Origin of the sequence: Bacillus sp. ISL-55 (genome assembly GCF_018613155.1) — a bacterium.
GTDB lineage: Bacteria > Bacillota > Bacilli > Bacillales > Cytobacillaceae > Mesobacillus.
Window position 1 is genome coordinate 1 of sequence record NZ_JAGGQU010000049.1, and the last position, 18,407, is coordinate 18,407.

Sequence of the window (18,407 nt, forward strand, 5' to 3'; positions counted from 1 at the left end):
GACTCAGGGATGCACTTGACCCTAAGATAAATGAGTAACAGTCTTAATTCTTCAAGGATCAAATCATGCGAAAAAACGAGTCAGGGAAACCTGGCTTTTTTCTTTTACTAGGTAATTATAAAATAATTTCAATGTGGATAACTATACGGGTTTTCTTAATCCAGCTCCAGCGCCTAGCCCCTCGAGTCGCTTGTCTAGTGTCGCCTCCTAGAAACTCCGAAACTTCAACTCCGCCGGCAGAAGCAAAAAGCGCTTCTTTGTCGGAGTCTCCAGTTTCTGCGTTTCTGAACAGTCGGCTATACATTTCTATTTCGATCCGCCCATTGAAGTCAAAGAACGACTTCATTGGGCGGCTCTCCAGCGCTTGTCGGGGCTGAACAAGGCGCTTGCGCTTTTTGTTCTTCATATGGCTTCTTCCGGTATTTCAACACTGCTGTCTGTACTTGGAACTTTCCGCTTTTCTATATTGATTTCCTCAGAGGAATATATCATGACAATCATTTTACCAGGATAAGTTTTAGCGCGGATCAGAATGGGCTGGTTATATTTGTTCTTAAATGTAAAATCAGGCCCATACCAACTGACAGTTGCATCCCTGCCAGGTGGAACGTAGGGAACCTGCTTGCTGTGAGAATAACGCTCGAGTATCTTCAGGCCAGAGCGATCAGCAGCATTAAAAAGTGTTGATGATACCTGGCATATACCTCCGCCAATTCCCTCTGATAATTCACCTCTAACAATTATGGGTGCAGGCTGATAACCGCGTGAGGCGGTACGTTTGCCGACAATTTTATTGAAGGAGAAAGTTTCCCCGGGAAAAACAACATGATTATTGATTGCTTCCGCGGCAAGGTTAATATTATGGGTTCGTTCCTTGTTCCTGCTATTGAAATATGTTATGTAATGGCCAATTAGATTTGTTCGTATATTGGCGATGATTTCGCTGTCTACCTTCGGATATACAGGTAAGGCAGGAACTTGTAATCGTGAATGGTGTTTTTCAAAAAAACTTTCTGTGAATTTTTCCTTGAACTTTTTCTCATCAAGAATATATCCCACATCTTCTGGTATGATGTTTCCGTAATCATCCAAACCTGCATTTGTTGGTTCCTTCTTAATCTGAAGAGACATCTGTTTATTTAATGTTTCCAGCATAGTATGGTTAAGAATTGGGTATCCAAACCATGGAATAGAAAAGTCTGACCGCTGAACTTCTACAATAGATTCACCTTCCCAAACTAAATCTATTTCATCATGATTATCTGCTGTACTGCTAGAAAAAATAAGTCCAATTGTCAATAACCATTTCACTTTCTTCACCTCCCGTTTTATTATGGTTAACCAGGTGGAGTTTAATGTATTTTGGATTTAGTGGTGTTTATTGGAAGGTTTTTAGCACTCTAGTTTAAGCTAGGGTATTTTTTTGTCGAATTATTTTTTCTTTTAAAGTCTTGTGATAATATTTATTATTTGTGTAAAATTACACTAAATAGATAATTTGACCGTTACGTGTTTAAATCACCGACGATAGTTAAACATTGATTTCTTAATTTTTCTTAAGAAATTATTAAGAAAATATCACCTATCTTTTTGGAAGTGGTTGGCATATAATTTAACTGTATTAATAATAATAGTACACTTAGTACAGATAGGGGGTCATTATGTTTGAGCTTGATCTGAGGAGCCGGAAACCGATATACGAGCAGCTGGTAGATAAGATGAAAGAGCTAATCATTAATGAAGTGCTCAAACCTGATGAACAATTGCCTTCTGTGCGTCAGATGGCACAGCAATTGACAATAAACCCAAATACAATCCAAAAGGCATATAGAGAGCTTGAGGCTCAGGGATTCATTTATTCAGTAAAAGGCAAGGGAAGTTTTGTCAATGCGATGGAACCTGGCAAGGATGCAGATAAAATCCTGCAGGTGAAGCAGGATCTGGAAAAACTTTTACAGGAAGCGTTGTACCTGGGCATTACTGCGGAAGAGTTGCGTGAGATGATTGGAAACATTGATGGCTTAAAAGGGGGAAGCGGGCAAGATGATTCAAATGATTGAAATCGATAAAACATTTGAGAAACACGAGGCTGTAAAAAACGTCAATATGACTATAAATAAAGGCTCAATATACGGCTTGATTGGATCGAATGGTGCAGGTAAAACAACCATCATTAAATTGCTTGCTGGAATATATAAACAGGATTCTGGGAAGGTGCTTTTAGAAGGTTCGGCGGTCTTTGAAAACCAAGCCTTAAAAGAGAAGATTTTTTATATATCCGACCAGCCATATTTCTTTCCTCAGTATACAGTCAAACAGATGGCTAATTTCTATAAAAGCATTTACCCTTCATGGAATGAAGCAAGATTTATGAAATTAGCCGAGGTATTCGACTTCAGCATGAACAAAAAATTACATACCTTTTCAAAGGGAATTCAAAGACAAGCTGCTTTTTGGCTCGCCTTATCGACGATGCCTGAAATATTGATTCTTGATGAGCCCATGGATGGATTGGATCCGGTAGCAAGGAAAAAGGTTAAAAACCTATTGATACAGGATGTCGCAGACAGGGAAATGACGATTTTGATATCTTCGCATAACTTGCGCGAAATTGAAGATATTTGCGACCATATTGGAATATTGCATCATGGGTCACTCCTTTTGGAAAAAGACCTTGATGACCTAAAATCTGATATCCATAAGGTTCAGGTGGCTTATAAGGGAGAAACACCGAAGCACCTGGAAAAACAACTGACAATGCTCCACTGTGAAAGAAGGGGAAGTGTCATGGTATGTATTATCAGGGGGAAAGTGGATGAGATCGAGAAGGTTATCAATCAGACTGAACCTGTTATTTTTGATATCCTCCCATTGACATTAGAGGAGATTTTTATATATGAAATGGGGGATATCGGCTATGCAATCAAAAATATCATTGTTTAACAAAGAAATGGTCCTCCAGGTTGGAAGAAACGTCGGCTGGATATCCGTCATTTACTTCCTGGCTTTATTTTTCGCGATTCCATTAAGGATTATGATGCTGTATTCCGGTGAGAACTACCGTGATTTCATGCCGGTGGAAAGATTGTTCGATTTCAATTTTGCGATACAGTTCACCATGTTTATTACAGTACCAGTTGTTATGGCAATCTTTCTGTATCGTTTCCTGCATGTGAAGCAGGCAGCAGATTTAATCCATAGTCTGCCATTGAAACGGCAGGATATTTTCAACTTTTATACTCTGACAGGCTTTGTGTTTCTGATTATTCCAGTTATCTTGATTGCGCTGTTCACTGCCATTATTCACAGTGTGTATGACTTGAATCTATATTTCCAGCTGCAGGACATTTTCAGATGGGCTGGGATCATCATTTTATTTAATGCGGTATTTTACCTTTCTGGGGTATTTATAGCAATGGTCACAGGAATTTCGGTGGTCCAGGGCGTCTTGACTTACATTATGCTATTGTTCCCTGCTGGATTCACTTTGCTGATCATCTATAATCTTGGACTTATGTTGTACGGGTTTCCTAGTGATTATTTTCAGATCAGGAATATAGAATATCTTTCACCTATTTCACATTTGACTATATTAGAGGGCCAGTCAATATCTGTGAAGGCAGTTCTCTTATATTCAGTCTTTGTGTTGGTCACATATGTCCTGTCCCTATTTATCTATAAAAAAAGGAATATTGAAGCAGCATCGGAGGCAATTGCTTTTAATGGCCTAAAAATTGTTTTTAAATACGGAGCAGCTTTCTGCATGATGCTTCTCGGTGGCATGTATTTCGATGCCATGCAGAATAAATTTGCCTGGCTGATATTTGGATATACAGCTGGGGGGATAATCGGATACTTCGCTGCCGAAATGGTCCTTCAGAAAACGTGGAGGGTTTTTGGAAAAGTAAAAGGCCTTGGATACTTTGCGGTTGCGATGGCGGTCTTGATCCTCATAACTCAAGCTTTCGCTCCATACGAAAAAAAGGTGCCTGCTCTGGATGAGATTAAAAGTGTCACCTACGCGAATCACGTTTATATGGACGCGGATGATCGACTAGCTCCGAAGCCACTATTCCAGCCAGAAAATATTGAAGCAGTCCGAAAATTCCATAAGAATATCATAAATAATGAAAAAATGAATGAACAAGGAATGGAATCACAGGAATTTGCTCTCTTTATTTATGAATTGAAAAATGGAAATAAACTGGTGCGCCAGTACACCATCGACCGATTTGATTACGAGCCTCAAATGAGAGAGATATATGAATCAGTGGAGTACAAGCATGCACACCAGCCTATTTTTAAAATGGATACAGATGAAATTACCTCCATTAGAATAAACAAACATATAGCTGATAGTCCGTTGACAATTACCGATAAGGAAAAAATTAATCAGGCTATTTCAATCCTGAAAAAGGAAATTGAGCAAGAACCTTTTTCCATTGATTATTATCCAAAAGGCAACAGGTCATCGATTGAAATTATGTCAGGCATAAACGATTATGACCAAATTGAACTAAAGCATTCATATAAAAGCTTCATCGCATGGCTGAAGGAAAACGACATGATGAAAGAAGCAATTGTGACACCAGATGATATAGACTATATTGTTGTAACAAATGATTCAATAGAACAGGAACAATTCAAGGGATATCCTGAAGAAGAAATAATTAATCGTATTATGAACGATAAAAACGCCCTTAAACTGAGTGAACATGACCAATTGCTCTCATCGATAGAGTACGCAGGTTATGGCTGGTTTAATGAAGCTCCGTATACTGCTGTTTTCGTATACAAAGCAGGGAATCACAAAGAGATTCGTACATTTATCGATAAAGATGTACCAGCCTTTATCAAGGAGCATTTTAAATAAAACCACTAGACAAAATTGTAAGCAGCAAAGCTTGCAAAGGTTAATTAAAGGGCAAGGGGGATGGACATGGCTAAGATTGATTTTGATGAGCTTTATAGGATCCATGGTAAAAAGCTTTGTCAAATAGCTTTCAGCATTACTAAAGACAGACATCTGGCAGAGGATGTAGTGCAAGAGACTTTCATAAAGGCATATAAAAAGGCAGATACCATCATAGATACGCATAAAATCGGTTCATGGTTAACAGCAATCGCAGCAAGGACAGCAATTGATTATTTGCGGGCAGAGAAAAGAAGAAAATGGCTTCCATCTGACCAGAGCATCATGGAACAAATTTTCAGTGATTATGATAACAATCAATCACTTGAAAAAGAAGTTGAAATCATCCTATTCAAAGAAGAAATTCAACATATGCTGTATTTACTGACCAATGAGTACCAGCAAGTATTAGTATTGAGGTTCCAATACGGGTTAAAAGAAGATGAGATCGCCTGCAAATTGAATATAAAATCAGGCACAGTCAAGACACGTCTTCACAGAGCACGGAAACAATTGAAAAAAGTTATGTCAGAGAAGTACCCAGCCTAATAGTTCTACTTGGGCGATTAGCCAATCGCCTATTTTTTTGGGCTTAAGTAATGGTAAAAAATATAATTTATTCAAATATTTAGCAGAAGAGGTGCGTCAATGATATCAATCAACAATTTGAGCCACGAATTTGAGATCGGCAAAAAAGGTAAAAAAACAATCATTCCTGTCTTGAAGGATGTTTCTTTTAAAGTGAACAAAGGAGAAATTGTAACTATTGTAGGAAGAAGCGGTTCAGGAAAATCCACACTTCTTAACCTTGTCAGCGGATTTATAAGGCCGAAAGAAGGGGAGATCACAATCAATGGAATCAAAACATCTACTTTAAACGAAACAAAGTTTGCCGACTTCCGGATTCAGTATCTGGGATTCATTTTTCAAAGCTTTCAATTGATCCCTAGCATGACAGCCTATCAAAATGTAGAACTCCCGCTAATCTTAAAAGGGGTCAAAGAGGAAGAAAGGAAAATACGAACAAATAAAATCCTTGATATGGTCGGATTATCAGACTATCAGGACCATTATCCTGGGGAACTTTCAGGGGGTCAGCAGCAAAGGGTTAGCATCGCCCGTGCACTTATTGTAAATCCGCCAATCATTCTTGCTGATGAACCCACAGGCAGTCTAGACTCAGAAACCGAAGATGATTTACTCAAATTCATCATTAAATTGAACAGAGAGCTTGGCATTACTTTTCTAATCATTACCCATGATGACAAGGTTGCTCAAATCGGACATCGTACAATTGAATTAAGGGATGGCAAAGTTGTTGAGGAGGTATTAGCAAATGAGGCTTAAAGATCAATTTCAATTCGTCAGGCAAAATATGAAAAAAAACCGGACTAGGTTGTTCATGACCATCCTGGCCACGGCTATGAGCGTGGCATTCCTGATCGTGCTTGCTTCGGTAGGATTCGGTCTCCATAAATCGATTGTAAAAGAAACGCTGGAAAGAAGGATCGTGACAGAAATTGAGGTCCCTGGAAAAGAGGAGCCGAATAATGGTTTCAGGCAGCTGACAGATGAGGATATTGCCTATCTTGAAGATATTGACGATGTTAAGGCTGTAACAAGACGGAAGAGCCTCCAGAATTATTTGTTCGAGGTGGACAACCACATGACAGATGCCCAGGCGATAGTTGCCCATATGCCTTCGGAAACTAATGCAGGGCTCGAACTTTCGGAAGGCCGGCTGCCAAAAGCAGAAAATGAAGTGGTCGTTGGCTATCATTTTGTAGAAAACCTTCGGCCGAACAAAGAAATGTCTGAAGAACTCTATGATGAGAAGGGACAAATAAAAGAAGAATTTCGCTTCAAAGAAGCTTTGCTTGGCAAGGAAATTACGATGAATGTCATTAAGTTTGAAGGCGGCAAAGAGATAAAAGAACCGCTGAAAGTGAAAGTGGCAGGAATCCGAAAAAAACCAACAAAGGACTGGGTCTACGATAGTATTGTTTTTGTTTCTGAGGGAGTACTTAAGCAGGTTGAAGAATTTACGGGGACTCCACGGGGAATGATGAAGGATCCAAACAATCCCGACATGGAATTGCCAGATATACCTTTAGACCAATATGATGAAGTGAAGATTTATGCCAAAGATATGGAATCAGTAAAAAACATCACCGCTGAATTAGAGGAAAATGGTTACCCATCCTATTCAGTTATAAATGAGCTCAAGGATGTAAACGTCATGTTCACAATTGTTAAAGCAGGATTAATTTTTATAGGTACAATTGCAATCATTATTGCTTCGATAGGAATTTATAACACAATGACTATGGCTGTTACAGAGAGGGCACCTGATATCGGTATTATGAAAGCAATTGGGGCTAATCCAAAGACAATCAAGAAAATATTCCTCCTTGAAAGCAGCTATATCGGGCTGATCGGTGCCACAATAGGAACACTGGTTGCATATGTCATCAGTTTCATTGTGAATTTCGGACTGCCGCTGATCATCAAGCAGGCGTTCGGTGAAGAACCGCCAGAGGGCCTGATTTTCAGCCATATTCCATATACCTTGCCAATAATCAGTTTTATTATTTGCTACCTGGTCACAATTCTGTCCGGACTGCGACCTGCACAGCGAGCCACTAAAGTAGATGTACTCCAGGCAATGAGAAGGGAAGTATAAGAAGCGTAATGATCATGGTAAATTGAGTCACCAAAAATCTGTTGGAGCCCTGAATATCAAGTTTGTGGAAAAACAGGTCATCAATGAAGCTGATTGGAGCCCTGAAAATTAAGTTTGAGGAAAAACAAGTCACCAATGAAGCCTATTGGCGCCCTGAAAATCAAGTTTGAGGAAAAACAGGTCACCAATGAAGCCTATTGGCGCCCTGAAAATTAAGTTTGAGGAAAAACAGGTCATCAATGAAGCCTATTGGAGCCCTGAAAATCAAGTTTGAGGAAAAACAGGTCACCAATGAAGCCTATTGGCGCCCTGAAAATCAAGATTATGTAAAATCAGGTTACCAATACATCCTGCTCACGTCTGAAAAATCAACATTCAGCAAAACTGAGTCATCAATAGAGCTAATTGGATAAAAAAGATGAAGGACCAGTTGCGAATACTGGTCCATTTTTATGATCTTTAAATGGCTTGTTAGACTAGTGGACGAGGACTAAGTCTAGATATCTTTTATCATTCCAACAAATAAACTCAAATCTGATTGAACGTTTTCATAAGTTGGCCGTCTTATGTAGAAAGGGAAGCACACAGGGGGTAGCAGAACGGTGCGTAATGTAATAGAGCTGGATGGAGTTTCAAAGCACTTCGGTGAACAGGTGGTACTTAGCAACGTATCTATGAGTGTAAAAGAAGGCGACATTGTAGGGCTTCTTGGCCCAAATGGTTCCGGGAAAACAACAATGATCCGCCTTATGAACGGTGTCATCAACCAAACAGACGGAAAACTGTCAATTCTCGGCATGAATCCGCACATCGAAGGGGATACAGTCAGGAAAGCAACTGGAATCCTAACTGAAAATGCCGGTCTGTATCATGAAATGTCGGGGTTAGATAATCTAATCTTTTTTTCCAAGCTATATGGAAGCTTTGATTTAAAGCAAATCCACCTTTACCTAGAGGAATTTGAACTTGCTGAGCATATGGATAAAAAAGTAGGGGCATATAGTACAGGGATGAAACGCAGGTTGGGAATCATCAAGGCAATCCTCCATAAACCCAGACTCCTTTTCCTTGATGAACCTACGAATGGGCTCGACCCAGAAGGAATAAAATTGGTGCTCAAATTCCTTAAGAATTTAAACGAGCGGGAAGGAACGACCATATTTCTTTGTTCACATATTTTGCACCAACTGGAGCATGTATGCAAAGAGTACTTTTTTCTGAATGACGGAAAAATAACTGATTACGGCACTATAAATGAACTGCAAAAAAAGTATGTCAGTCAAATTAAATTGAAAGTTATAACTAATTTATTGCCAACTGAACCTCAATGGAGAGGTTATCCAGTTTCAATAATAGATAAAAATACTTTGCAGTTTTCATTGCCTTCAAGTGAACATATAACCCCATTGCTGCAATCAATCATCAGTGAATTTTGGGTTCACCATGTAGAAATTGAAAATAACGATTTGGAATCCTTATATTTTAAGATTAGGAGTGGGGTCAATGAATAAAAAGTTAATATGGCTAATAGCTGCTAAAGATATCAGGGGAATAACCAGCTCGGTCCAAGTATGGCTGGGGTTAATCTTATTGCCGCTGATTTTTTCGGTGATATTTCCGCTGGCTTTTATTCTTTTGGTTAAGAATGTTCCAATTTCATCACCAGAGTTGATTGATCTAGTGGACAATGTACTAAAGGGCCTAAAAGGAACAAAGAGCGGGGAAATGATAGGGAGTCTCCCAAGTTTGAAACATCAAATTATTTTCGTCGTTGTGAATTATTTGCTGGGTTCGATCTTTTTGCTTATTCCGACCATTAATGCAATGATGATTGCCCTTCATAGCTTTGTTGGAGAAAAAGAAAAACGTACCATGGAAACACTGTTGTTTTCTCCTATTACTGTGAAGGAATTATTCATTGGCAAAGTACTTTCAGCTTTTATTCCATCTATCATTATCACTTGGGTGAGTTTCTTCCTGTTTGGAGTCATCACTGTAAGCTTAACTTATAATATGTTTGGTTATTTCATTTTTCCAAATGCAAACTGGTTAATCCTGATGCTCTGGGTAGTCCCAATGATTACAATCCTCACAATCCTGGTGAATGTGTTCGTTTCCGCGAGGGCAAAAGGTTTTCAGGAGGCACAGCAGCTTGGCGCTATTTTGATCCTTCCTATCATGGGACTCTTCGTTGGCCAGGCAACGGGCTTTCTAATAATCAAGCCCATTTTACTTGCTTTAATTGGTGTAATCTTTTTAATGTTAAATTTTATCCTTTTAAAAATGATGACTAAATTTAATGATCGTAATACTTTATTTGAAAAGCAAATATAACATACATTACAACAGCACCATCCCAATTGGATAAAGTTGGCCTGTAAATTGGTGAGGTAATTTGATAACTGATAGCCAAGATTTCAAAATGTATAGATTGTCTATCTTAGGAAAAATCTAATCTTATCGATTACATCACAGGGGGATAAGATATGTCAGTTATTGTTATGCAAACTTTTGAAATGAAACAAGATAAATTTCCGGATGGCATTAAAAACTTGCGCTTAATCCAAAATTTCCGTAACGAACAATATGACCACAAGGTGGAGCTCTTATCGCCGATTTCTGGTGAAGACCATACTTATGCGCTGATTTCCACATATGAAGGACTGGCAGAAATGGAGCTTCAAAATAAAAAGATGTTTGAGGACGAGGAATATAAAAAGCTCATAGGTGAATTTTTCCTGGAAAATATCGTGCAAGGAAGTATGTACACCCAGATGTATCGGACGATGACCGGACTAAGTAATGACTCTGAATCAGAAAAGAGCAAGAAATAAAATGCGAAAAGTCGATTCCCCGGGATTCGACTTTTTTCATTGTTAAGGAAAATATAGAATTATTTAGGTGTGGATAACTGCCTGTGGTNNAGAACGACTTCATTGGGCGGCCCTCCAGCGCTTGTCGGGGCTGAACGAGGCGCTTGCGCTTTTTGTTCTGCATGCTGCTTCATACATAAAATGCAGTTGATTCTCGAATGATAATACTTGTTGAGGAAGGGGGTAATACAATGGATTTCTTTCTGCCATCATCAAAGTCGGGATGTGGAAATAGCTCCAATGAAGGAGATTTGAAATGGTGGCAACTGTCACTGATTGGTGTTGGATGTACGATTGGTACCGGTTTTTTCCTCGGTTCTGCAATTGGTATTAAAATTACCGGACCATCTATCGTTTTTTCTTTCATCCTTGCCGCAATCGGAACATACGTGGTTTATAATTTATTGGCAAAAATGACAGCAGAAGATCCCCAGGATGGCTCGTTTTGCTATTATGCAAAGAAAGCTTATGGACAGTGGGCCGGATTCAGTTGTGGCTGGAATTATTGGAGCTCCAATATCCTGATTATGGGAAGCCAGCTTACTGCTCTTTCAATTTTGTCACAATTCTGGTTTCCCAACATACCTTTGTGGCTTTTCGCTACTGGTTATGCTATCCTCTCGATCGGTGTTGTCCTTACTGGGAATAAAGGATTTGACAAGGTGGAAGATTTATTAGCCATTATAAAAACTGCAGCCATTATTATGTTCATTCTAATAGCTGCTGCCGCTATATTTGGCTTGTTTAATCTTGATACGAAGCAAGTAATGGTGCCAAAATCTCCACAAAAACTGTTTCCTGAGGGCTTAAAAGGATTTTGGTCATCGTTGATTTACGCTTTTTACGCGTATGGAGGAATAGAAGTAATCGGCCTGATGGCAACAAGGCTAAAAAATAAAGAAGATGCTCCAAAAGCTGGAGTCATCATGCTGATTTTATTAGTAATCATTTACGTTCTTGCTTTAGGTCTTGCGGTCATTATGGCAGCTCATGGTGCCTTTCACCATAAAGAAAGTCCATTTGTCACTGCCCTGGATCCATATAATCTGGCATTTTTTCCTCATGTGTTCAACGCGGCGATCATCGTTGCTGGATTTTCAACCATGACTGCATCGCTGTTTGGGGTGACAACCCTTCTCGTTACACTTGCTAATGACGGGGATGCTCCGAAGGTCTTCGCCAAGAAAATCAAAAAAATGAAAGAATTGCCCCTCCCATCGCTTGGACTTGCAGTGGCTGGGCTAATTGCATCAATCATAACGGCCTTGCTGCTTCCGGGTAAAATTTATGAATATATCACTACAGCCGCAGGCATCCTGATTTTATTCAATTGGGCCTTCATTATAATCTCTGCTTTAAAATTGCTTGAATTAAAAGCATGGGGGAAGTTCATTTCTTTTATCGGAATCGCCCTTATTCTTGCTGCAGTTAGCGGGACGATAATGGAAAAGAGCATACGTATGGGTTTCTTCATTAGCATAATCGTTGTCTTGCTTATTGGGATGATATCGATAGTGTTACAGAAAAAGGTATGGAATAAAGCTAGTGGAGCAAAATAACGCAAAACACTAAGTTAATGGAGGAAACCGACATGAAACATCTTAGAGCATTAGCCGTAAAGTTCCTTGCCAGCTTGGTACTACTCTATGTCATTCTTGGCTTGATGTACGATATGTCTTTTACAAATGTCTTCTTGATTTCCCTGGTTCTTGGGCTAGCTTCTTATGTAATTGGGGACCTGTTCCTACTGCCTAAAACAAATAATACTATCGCAACATTAGCCGACTTTGGACTTGCATTTATGATCATTTGGATCTTGGGAGAAAGTTTAACTTATGGAGAGAGCTTACTGCTTGCATCTTTGATATCAGCCGCCGGTGTCGCTCTGTTTGAATACTTTTTCCATAAATATGTGGCAGGAAGTATTCTTGAAGATGGGGAGAAACAATATCGAAATACGAATTACCAGTACCAAACAGAAGCATCTGAAGAATTTTATCCAGTCAAACCTGATGTTAGAAGTGAAGAGGAATCTGAAAAATAACAATTCAAAACTTAAAGGTACTAAAAAAGAGCTGCAGTTGTCGCAGCTCTTTTCTATGAAGCGTTTTTTTTCACTCTTTTACATATGCCGTTTTGGACTTCTCGGTAACATTAATTTCAAATAGTTCGAAGACTATTCCATATATAAACGAAGTTAAAAACATTGATGCGAACATATCAAGTATATAATGCTGTTTAACAAACAGCGTAGAGATGATAATTAATGAGCCCATCACCGGTACGAAGACCGAATGGAAGAAATGCTTATTGCGAATGTTGATATTCCCAAGAATGATGGCAAAGGTAGTTAATACATGAATGCTGGGAAAAGCGTTATATGGTTGATCATGGCTGTAAATCATGCCGACAAGGTCAATAAGGATTCCATCACCAACAAGGTTTGGGCGTGGAACGGTTGTCTGGAAGAAGAAGTAAATAACGAAACATACTAATTCACCAAAGACAATCATTGTCAATGTTTTTATATAAACTCGAGTATCTTTATACCAAAAATAAACTAGATAACCTAATATGAAGGCGTACCAAATGATATACGGTAAAATGAAGACTGGCAGGAAAGGGATTTTATCGTCAATATTGGTAGAAAGGATGACAGCCTCTCGTGGGTTGTTATTCAAGATCTTATAAATTAAACCTAGTACTGGCATTACCAGCAAAAATAATAAATAAGGTAACTCTTTTATTTTGGTTTTCATGTTAATGCCCCTTTTGCTAAATTGCTTGTTGTGTATAAATACCACAAAAAAGCTTATTTAATCCAAAAATAAATAATTGGTATATTAATAGAATAAAATCTCACTTCTCTAATAATAGACGTATTTAAAAATACTTTAGTTCCATTTTACTAACAGTTTCTTGAAATTCTGTTCTCAAAATAAATGTTTTAGATATAAAAAATGGACGGAATTCTGTCCGAGACCTGTTGGGAGTCTAGTGATGTTAATCCAAAAAGGGGGATAGGTGACATCTTCTAACAGTGAAATCTTTTAAGGGGGTTGCGTGGTTTTTTCAGCAATCATTAGCGGAGCAGGAAGGCATAAAAACTTTAGAAAAAATAAAAAAACCTTGATTTAGAAAACAAGGTTTTTAAGCGTCCCAGAAGAGATTCGAACTCCCGACCTACAGTTTAGGAAACTGTTGCTCTATCCTGCTGAGCTACTGGGACATGATTAGAATTAATAGTTTTTATCCCTTCATTAGAAAAGAGAAATGATATAGTTGATTATTGCAGCGACTCAATTATTATACGATGAATCCATGAGAAATTCAAGATAAATTTTCCTTTTAAATTTAGAATGCCTCAAGAAGCTGTATTAACAGCTTCTTGAATGTCACTTAATGCTGTTTCCGATGAAAAAGGCCCATCACCTCAAGGGTTTCGGTTATATTCACAAATGCCTCGGGATCAATTTCCTCTATAAGTGTTTTAACTTCGGTGAGCTCATATCTGGAAATGACCGTGATGATGACATTACTTTTCGCGTTTGAGTAACCGCCGACAGAGTCTATAACTGTTACCCCGCGATATACATTTTTTAATAGATGCTGCTTTACTTCTTCACCTTTTCTGGTAATGATCATCAACGTTAGCTTAACATGATGTGTATGAATTTTATCGATCACTTTTCCCAAAACAAATATGGAAACAAGTGTATTCAACGCAGCATCCCAGCTAAACAAAAAGCCTGATAACAAAATAACGACTGAATTCATGGCAAATAAAAGTGTTCCCATAGGAAAGTCTTTGCGTCTTGCCAAAAGCATACCGATTATATCGAAGCCCCCTGATGAACCAGAGGAACGGAATATAATCCCTATACCTAATCCAACAATCGCCCCGCCAAATATAGAGGAAAGTATGGGATCTTCTGCAAGTTTAAACACTGGAATAGCATAAAGAGTGATAGAAATTGTAATGACGGAAAGTATGGTATATAAAATAAATTTTCGTCCCAGTTTCAAATACCCTAAGACTAAAAGGGGGAAGTTCAAAAGGAAATTGAAAATACCAGTATTAATCGATGTTAGCATTGACAATATGATGGAAAGACCGCTGATCCCGCTGCTCATGATTCCGTGGGGGATTAGAAAAAGATTAAACGCAAATGAAACAATGATTGAGCCAATGATAATTCCTGCTGACTTCAAGAACGCCGCCTCCAAAAATAACAGTGTGTAAAAAATATTATATAGATGAAAATAAAGAAATGAATTTAAAAGTTTATTTGAAATTCATTAAGAATTTCGATTTGATAATGCCCTTAAACTGTGAAGTCATATTAAGTTTGAGGAAGGGAAAGATAAAGGGATCATTTGTTGGAGGTGAGCAGACTTGAAAAACGATTCAATCCGAGATCTGGTAACTGTTACTGACGATAGTGGCAGGGAGAGGCAATTCGAGGTAGAAGCATTATTTGAAATGAATGGCGAATCCTTTGCGATGCTTAGGGATGAAGAGGGAACAGTATTAATGAGAGTAGAAGAGGATGGCGGCAATCAATTCCTTGTAGGCCTTGAGAGTGACCTGGAAAAGTCAGATTTGCTTGATGCTTATCAAATTGCTGTTGATGCCGCTCCTGCAGAAGACTGAGTAAAGCCGTCCAAACTGGACGGCTTTCTTTAAAGGAATTTTCATGGATTGTATAGAAATTAATAAGATCATATTATTAATTTTGGGGGACATATGGTATTTCCTATTTTAGAAACAGACCGGCTCACTCTGAGGGAAATTACTGAGGAGGATGCTGAAGATTTATTTTTCAATTTTTCCAACGCAAAAGTTATGAAACATTATGGTTCAGAACCGCTCGAAAACATTGAAGAAGCACGAGGCCTCATTCATTCTTTCCAAGTCGGCTTTTATGAAAATAAAGGGATACGATGGGGCATCCAATTAAAGAGCCAAAAAAGTCTCATCGGCACTGTTGGTTTTCATGCCTTGTCATCAAAACATAGGAGAGCAGAAATAGGCTATGAGCTACACCCAACTTATTGGGGGAAAGGCTTAGCAACAGAAGCGATCGGCAAAGCTGTTGAGTATGGATTAAATGAGATGAAGTTAAAGCGGATCGGTGCAATTGTTTTTCTTGAAAATACAACTTCCAATGAACTGCTCCTCAAACTAGGATTTAAAAAAGAGGGAATGCTGAGAAGTTATATGGTACAAGCTGGGGTATCCTATGATACCAATGTATACTCTCTATTAGCGCCTAACTGAAACAAAACGGGTTTAGTACGAGTTACTGAAGTAATTCACCTGAATGAACACAAAAAGCTCAGATTTCTGAGCTTTTTTGTGTTCGTTTCATACTAGTGGATATTACGCTTTTTGAATCTGCCACCACGAACTTCGGCAATATTTCCGACAGCAAGGAAGGCTGACTCATCCAATTCCTCAACAATAGATTTCAATTTGGCTTCCTCAAGACGGGTAATGACGCAAAAAATGACCTTTTTGTCATCGCCCGTATATGCGCCCTCTCCGGTTAAATATGTGACGCCACGGCCAAGACGAGCCATGATGGCTTCGCCTATTTGCTTGTGCTGATCACTTATAATCCACGCTGCCTTCGATTCATCAAGACCGGCAATGACTATATCAATAGTTTTGAATGCGATGAAGTAGGCAAGGAGTGAATACATCGCACGGTCCCATCCAAAAATAAATCCTGCTGTGCCAAAAATGAAAATATTGAAAAACATAATGACTTCCCCTACAGAGAAGGGCAGTCTCCTATTTGCCAGGATTGCAAGTATTTCCGTTCCGTCTAGTGAACCTCCATACCTTATCACTATTCCGACACCAGCTCCTAAAACTATACCGCCGAATACCGTTGCGAGAAGTAAATCTTCTGTAAATACAGGCCAATCATGAAGGAAGCTAGTCGTTAAAGATAACACAGTGATTCCCAATAAGGTGGATAGTGCGAAGGTTTTTCCAATTTGTTTATAGCCAATGAAAAAGAATGGAATGTTCAGAACAAAGATAAAGAGGCCGAGGCGCCAGCCTGTTAAATGTGAGAGGATGATTGAGATACCAACGATACCGCCATCAAGAATTTTGTTCGGGACCAGGAATTCCTCAATTCCCACGCCCATCAAGATACCGCCTAATATGATGAAAAAAATTCTCTTTGCGAGTTTGGTTTTTGTGATGCCCTTATGCTGCTGGACAAGGGCCTGTTCTGGAATGCTGTTCATTTCTTCCCCCCTTATAAGAATCTTCCAATAATTTTATTAACTAATTTTATCATAATTGTTAAACCATACTAACTTAAAGGCCTTTAATTATTTAATTTTCCAGTGTTGATTTTAAAGTAATTGGGTAGTAAAAAGGAAGGTTATTACTTTTATAAAATTAAAAAGGTGTTGTTGCAGATTGAATTTCACTTTAGTCATTGGAGTTTTTTTATTGGTGCTATTTTTTATTGGTATGGTTGGAATCAAATTAATAAAAATACCCGATATATTATTATATATTTTGCTTGGTCTCATATTATCCTTGGTTATTAAGGAATCTAAGGTAATTGAAGTGGCTGGAGAGATTGGTTTAGTCCTGTTATTTTTCATATTAGGTATGAAGTTTCCAGTCAACCGGCTTATTACTAACAGTGGAAAGGTATGGAAGGGCGGTTTGCTGGATGCTTTTCTTGGAATTGTTGTAACTGCAGGGATTAGCCTGCTGTTTGGACTGGATTGGGTATCATCTTTAATTGTCGGTGGTATTGTCTATGCTACTAGTTCTTCTATCACAGCTAAACTGCTTGTAGATAAAAACAGAGATGAAAACAAAGAATCAGAATTCATGCTCCTTATCCTGGTTTTCGAGGATCTGATTGCACCAATTCTTGTAACCGTACTGATTGGCCTTTCTGGAGAAGGATTTACGGTAACTGATTTTGTGATGATCCTCTTGAAAATAGTTCTTCTTGCAGGAATTGCTGTGTTCTTTGCAAGAGTGGTTTTTAAAAAGGCGGAATCAATGTTAAAAGAGATCGACCAGGATGATATCTTTATCGTGTTGATTACGGGGATTGCGCTAACTTACGGAGGTATCGCAATGCTGCTCGGATTGTCAGAGGTAATCGGGGCATTTCTTGCAGGAATGATGCTTTCAGAGCTTTCAATTAAGGACAAGGTAGAAAAGGCGGCATTGCCAGTAAGAAATATCTTCCTTCCATTTTTCTTCTTGAACTTTGGTCTTCATATTGAAATGACCAGCGACATTCCCTATTTAGGACTATTGATTGTTCTGGTGCTGTGGTCATTGATTCATAAATTAATTGTAGGTTATATTGGAGGACAATGGTACGGTCTATCAAGAAGTGATTCCTTGAAGGCAGGCCTATCCCTCACACAAAGAGGGGAATTCTCCGTAATTATAGCTGCTCTGGCAACCGGAGAGTTAAAGATTTTTGCCAGCATTTATATTCTGGTAATTGCCATCATAGGGACGATCATGTTCCAATTGGCCCCGAGGTTGAATAAACTAATTGTTGAAAAAGTGCAAGAAAAGACTAGTTAAGCATTAAAGGGCAGTCCTTTAATGCTTTTTTTATTGTTAAGGAAATTATAAAATTATTTAGGTGTGGATAACTGCATGTAGTTTTCTTAATCCAGCTCCAGCGCCTAGCCCCACGAGTCGCTTGTCTAGTGTCGCCTCCTAGAAACTCCGAAACTTCAACTCCGCCGGCAGAAGCAAAAAGCGCTTCTTTGTCGAAGTCTCCAGTTTCTGCGTTTCTGGACAGTCGGCTATACATTTCTATTTCGGTCCGCACAATGAAGTCAAAGAACGACTTCCCTGGTCGGCCCTCTGAGGCACAGGACGTGCAGACCCGTCAGCCACAGGATGTGGCGTTATAGGCGGGCAGCGCTT

At 38.8% G+C, this 18,407-nt stretch carries 21 protein-coding genes and 1 tRNA gene; 15 read left to right on the top strand and 7 right to left on the bottom strand.

Annotation, left to right across the window (positions count from 1 at the left end; genetic code table 11):
* Positions 1-115 precede the first annotated feature (115 nt).
* Together J7E32_RS20500 and J7E32_RS20505 are read right to left on the bottom strand one after the other, a co-directional pair.
* Positions 116-346, bottom strand: a complete 231-nt coding sequence (locus tag J7E32_RS20500) for a hypothetical protein (protein ID WP_214911247.1) — start codon at positions 344-346, stop codon at positions 116-118.
* Between the two features lie 56 nt (positions 347-402).
* Complete coding sequence (locus tag J7E32_RS20505) at positions 403-1,311, bottom strand: VanW family protein (RefSeq protein WP_353654085.1); 909 nt, start codon at positions 1,309-1,311, stop codon at positions 403-405.
* A gap of 350 nt (positions 1,312-1,661) precedes the next feature.
* On the opposite strand from J7E32_RS20505, the gene J7E32_RS20510 reads away from it, so the two are divergent.
* From J7E32_RS20510 to J7E32_RS20565, 12 genes are all read left to right on the top strand, one after another.
* Positions 1,662-2,060: a GntR family transcriptional regulator gene (locus tag J7E32_RS20510; protein ID WP_214911249.1), complete on the top strand. Its 399-nt coding sequence runs from the start codon at positions 1,662-1,664 to the stop codon at positions 2,058-2,060.
* Positions 2,044-2,943 (top strand): ABC transporter ATP-binding protein, encoded by a 900-nt coding sequence (locus J7E32_RS20515; RefSeq protein WP_214911250.1) that lies wholly within the window; start codon positions 2,044-2,046, stop codon positions 2,941-2,943. The genes J7E32_RS20510 and J7E32_RS20515 overlap by 17 nt, the downstream gene beginning before the upstream one ends.
* Positions 2,918-4,873 (top strand): DUF6449 domain-containing protein, encoded by a 1,956-nt coding sequence (locus tag J7E32_RS20520; RefSeq protein WP_214911252.1) that lies wholly within the window; start codon positions 2,918-2,920, stop codon positions 4,871-4,873. Before J7E32_RS20515 ends, J7E32_RS20520 begins: the two co-directional genes overlap by 26 nt.
* A 66-nt stretch (positions 4,874-4,939) precedes the next feature.
* The gene (locus J7E32_RS20525) at positions 4,940-5,461 is read left to right on the top strand and encodes an RNA polymerase sigma factor (RefSeq protein WP_286183645.1); all 522 of its coding nucleotides are present in this window, start codon (positions 4,940-4,942) and stop codon (positions 5,459-5,461) included.
* A gap of 99 nt (positions 5,462-5,560) precedes the next feature.
* The gene (locus J7E32_RS20530) at positions 5,561-6,259 is read left to right on the top strand and encodes an ABC transporter ATP-binding protein (protein ID WP_214911254.1); all 699 of its coding nucleotides are present in this window, start codon (positions 5,561-5,563) and stop codon (positions 6,257-6,259) included.
* Positions 6,249-7,595 carry an ABC transporter permease gene (locus J7E32_RS20535; RefSeq protein ID WP_214911256.1) on the top strand — a complete coding sequence of 449 codons (1,347 nt, stop codon included), beginning with the start codon at positions 6,249-6,251 and terminating at the stop codon, positions 7,593-7,595. Before J7E32_RS20530 ends, J7E32_RS20535 begins: the two co-directional genes overlap by 11 nt.
* A 239-nt stretch (positions 7,596-7,834) precedes the next feature.
* Positions 7,835-8,008, top strand: coding sequence for a hypothetical protein (locus J7E32_RS20540; protein ID WP_214911258.1), 174 nt, complete (start codon positions 7,835-7,837; stop codon positions 8,006-8,008).
* Between the two features lie 189 nt (positions 8,009-8,197).
* A complete protein-coding gene (locus tag J7E32_RS20545; protein WP_214911260.1) occupies positions 8,198-9,106 on the top strand; it encodes an ABC transporter ATP-binding protein in 909 nt (302 codons plus the stop codon).
* A complete protein-coding gene (locus J7E32_RS20550) occupies positions 9,099-9,929 on the top strand; it encodes an ABC transporter permease subunit (RefSeq protein ID WP_214911262.1) in 831 nt (276 codons plus the stop codon). Before J7E32_RS20545 ends, J7E32_RS20550 begins: the two co-directional genes overlap by 8 nt.
* A gap of 152 nt (positions 9,930-10,081) precedes the next feature.
* On the top strand, positions 10,082-10,429 hold the full coding sequence (locus J7E32_RS20555) for a hypothetical protein (RefSeq protein ID WP_214911264.1): 348 nt from the start codon (positions 10,082-10,084) through the stop codon (positions 10,427-10,429).
* A gap of 230 nt (positions 10,430-10,659) precedes the next feature.
* Positions 10,660-12,027, top strand: a complete 1,368-nt coding sequence (locus tag J7E32_RS20560; protein WP_214911266.1) for an amino acid permease — start codon at positions 10,660-10,662, stop codon at positions 12,025-12,027.
* A 32-nt stretch (positions 12,028-12,059) separates the two neighbouring features.
* The gene (locus J7E32_RS20565; RefSeq protein ID WP_214911268.1) at positions 12,060-12,512 is read left to right on the top strand and encodes a YndM family protein; all 453 of its coding nucleotides are present in this window, start codon (positions 12,060-12,062) and stop codon (positions 12,510-12,512) included.
* A 70-nt stretch (positions 12,513-12,582) separates the two neighbouring features.
* Here the strand turns inward: J7E32_RS20565 and J7E32_RS20570 are convergent, their stop codons facing one another.
* The 3 genes from J7E32_RS20570 to J7E32_RS20580 all read right to left on the bottom strand — a co-directional run bounded on the left by J7E32_RS20570 (position 12,583) and on the right by J7E32_RS20580 (position 14,680).
* On the bottom strand, positions 12,583-13,227 hold the full coding sequence (locus J7E32_RS20570; protein WP_214911270.1) for a phosphatase PAP2 family protein: 645 nt from the start codon (positions 13,225-13,227) through the stop codon (positions 12,583-12,585).
* 396 nt (positions 13,228-13,623) lie between these two features.
* A tRNA-Arg gene (locus tag J7E32_RS20575) sits at positions 13,624-13,697 on the bottom strand.
* Between the two features lie 170 nt (positions 13,698-13,867).
* Positions 13,868-14,680 (bottom strand): YitT family protein, encoded by an 813-nt coding sequence (locus tag J7E32_RS20580; protein WP_214911272.1) that lies wholly within the window; start codon positions 14,678-14,680, stop codon positions 13,868-13,870.
* A 184-nt stretch (positions 14,681-14,864) separates the two neighbouring features.
* On the opposite strand from J7E32_RS20580, the gene J7E32_RS20585 reads away from it, so the two are divergent.
* Both J7E32_RS20585 and J7E32_RS20590 read left to right on the top strand, forming a co-directional pair.
* Positions 14,865-15,122, top strand: coding sequence for a DUF1292 domain-containing protein (locus J7E32_RS20585; protein WP_214911274.1), 258 nt, complete (start codon positions 14,865-14,867; stop codon positions 15,120-15,122).
* Positions 15,123-15,215: 93 nt separating this feature from the next.
* Entirely contained in the window at positions 15,216-15,749 is a 534-nt protein-coding gene (locus J7E32_RS20590; protein ID WP_214911276.1) for a GNAT family N-acetyltransferase, read from the top strand.
* Between the two features lie 92 nt (positions 15,750-15,841).
* Here J7E32_RS20590 and J7E32_RS20595 read toward each other — a convergent pair whose 3' ends face one another.
* A complete protein-coding gene (locus tag J7E32_RS20595) occupies positions 15,842-16,732 on the bottom strand; it encodes a YitT family protein (protein ID WP_214911278.1) in 891 nt (296 codons plus the stop codon).
* Positions 16,733-16,946: 214 nt separating this feature from the next.
* Here J7E32_RS20595 and J7E32_RS20600 point away from each other — a divergent pair, with 214 nt between their 5' ends.
* Positions 16,947-18,056: a cation:proton antiporter gene (locus tag J7E32_RS20600; protein WP_353654086.1), complete on the top strand. Its 1,110-nt coding sequence runs from the start codon at positions 16,947-16,949 to the stop codon at positions 18,054-18,056.
* Here J7E32_RS20600 and J7E32_RS20605 read toward each other — a convergent pair.
* Positions 18,049-18,309, bottom strand: a complete 261-nt coding sequence (locus J7E32_RS20605) for a hypothetical protein (protein WP_214911282.1) — start codon at positions 18,307-18,309, stop codon at positions 18,049-18,051. The two genes, J7E32_RS20600 and J7E32_RS20605, sit on opposite strands and share 8 nt — an antisense overlap.
* Positions 18,310-18,407: the final 98 nt, after the last annotated feature.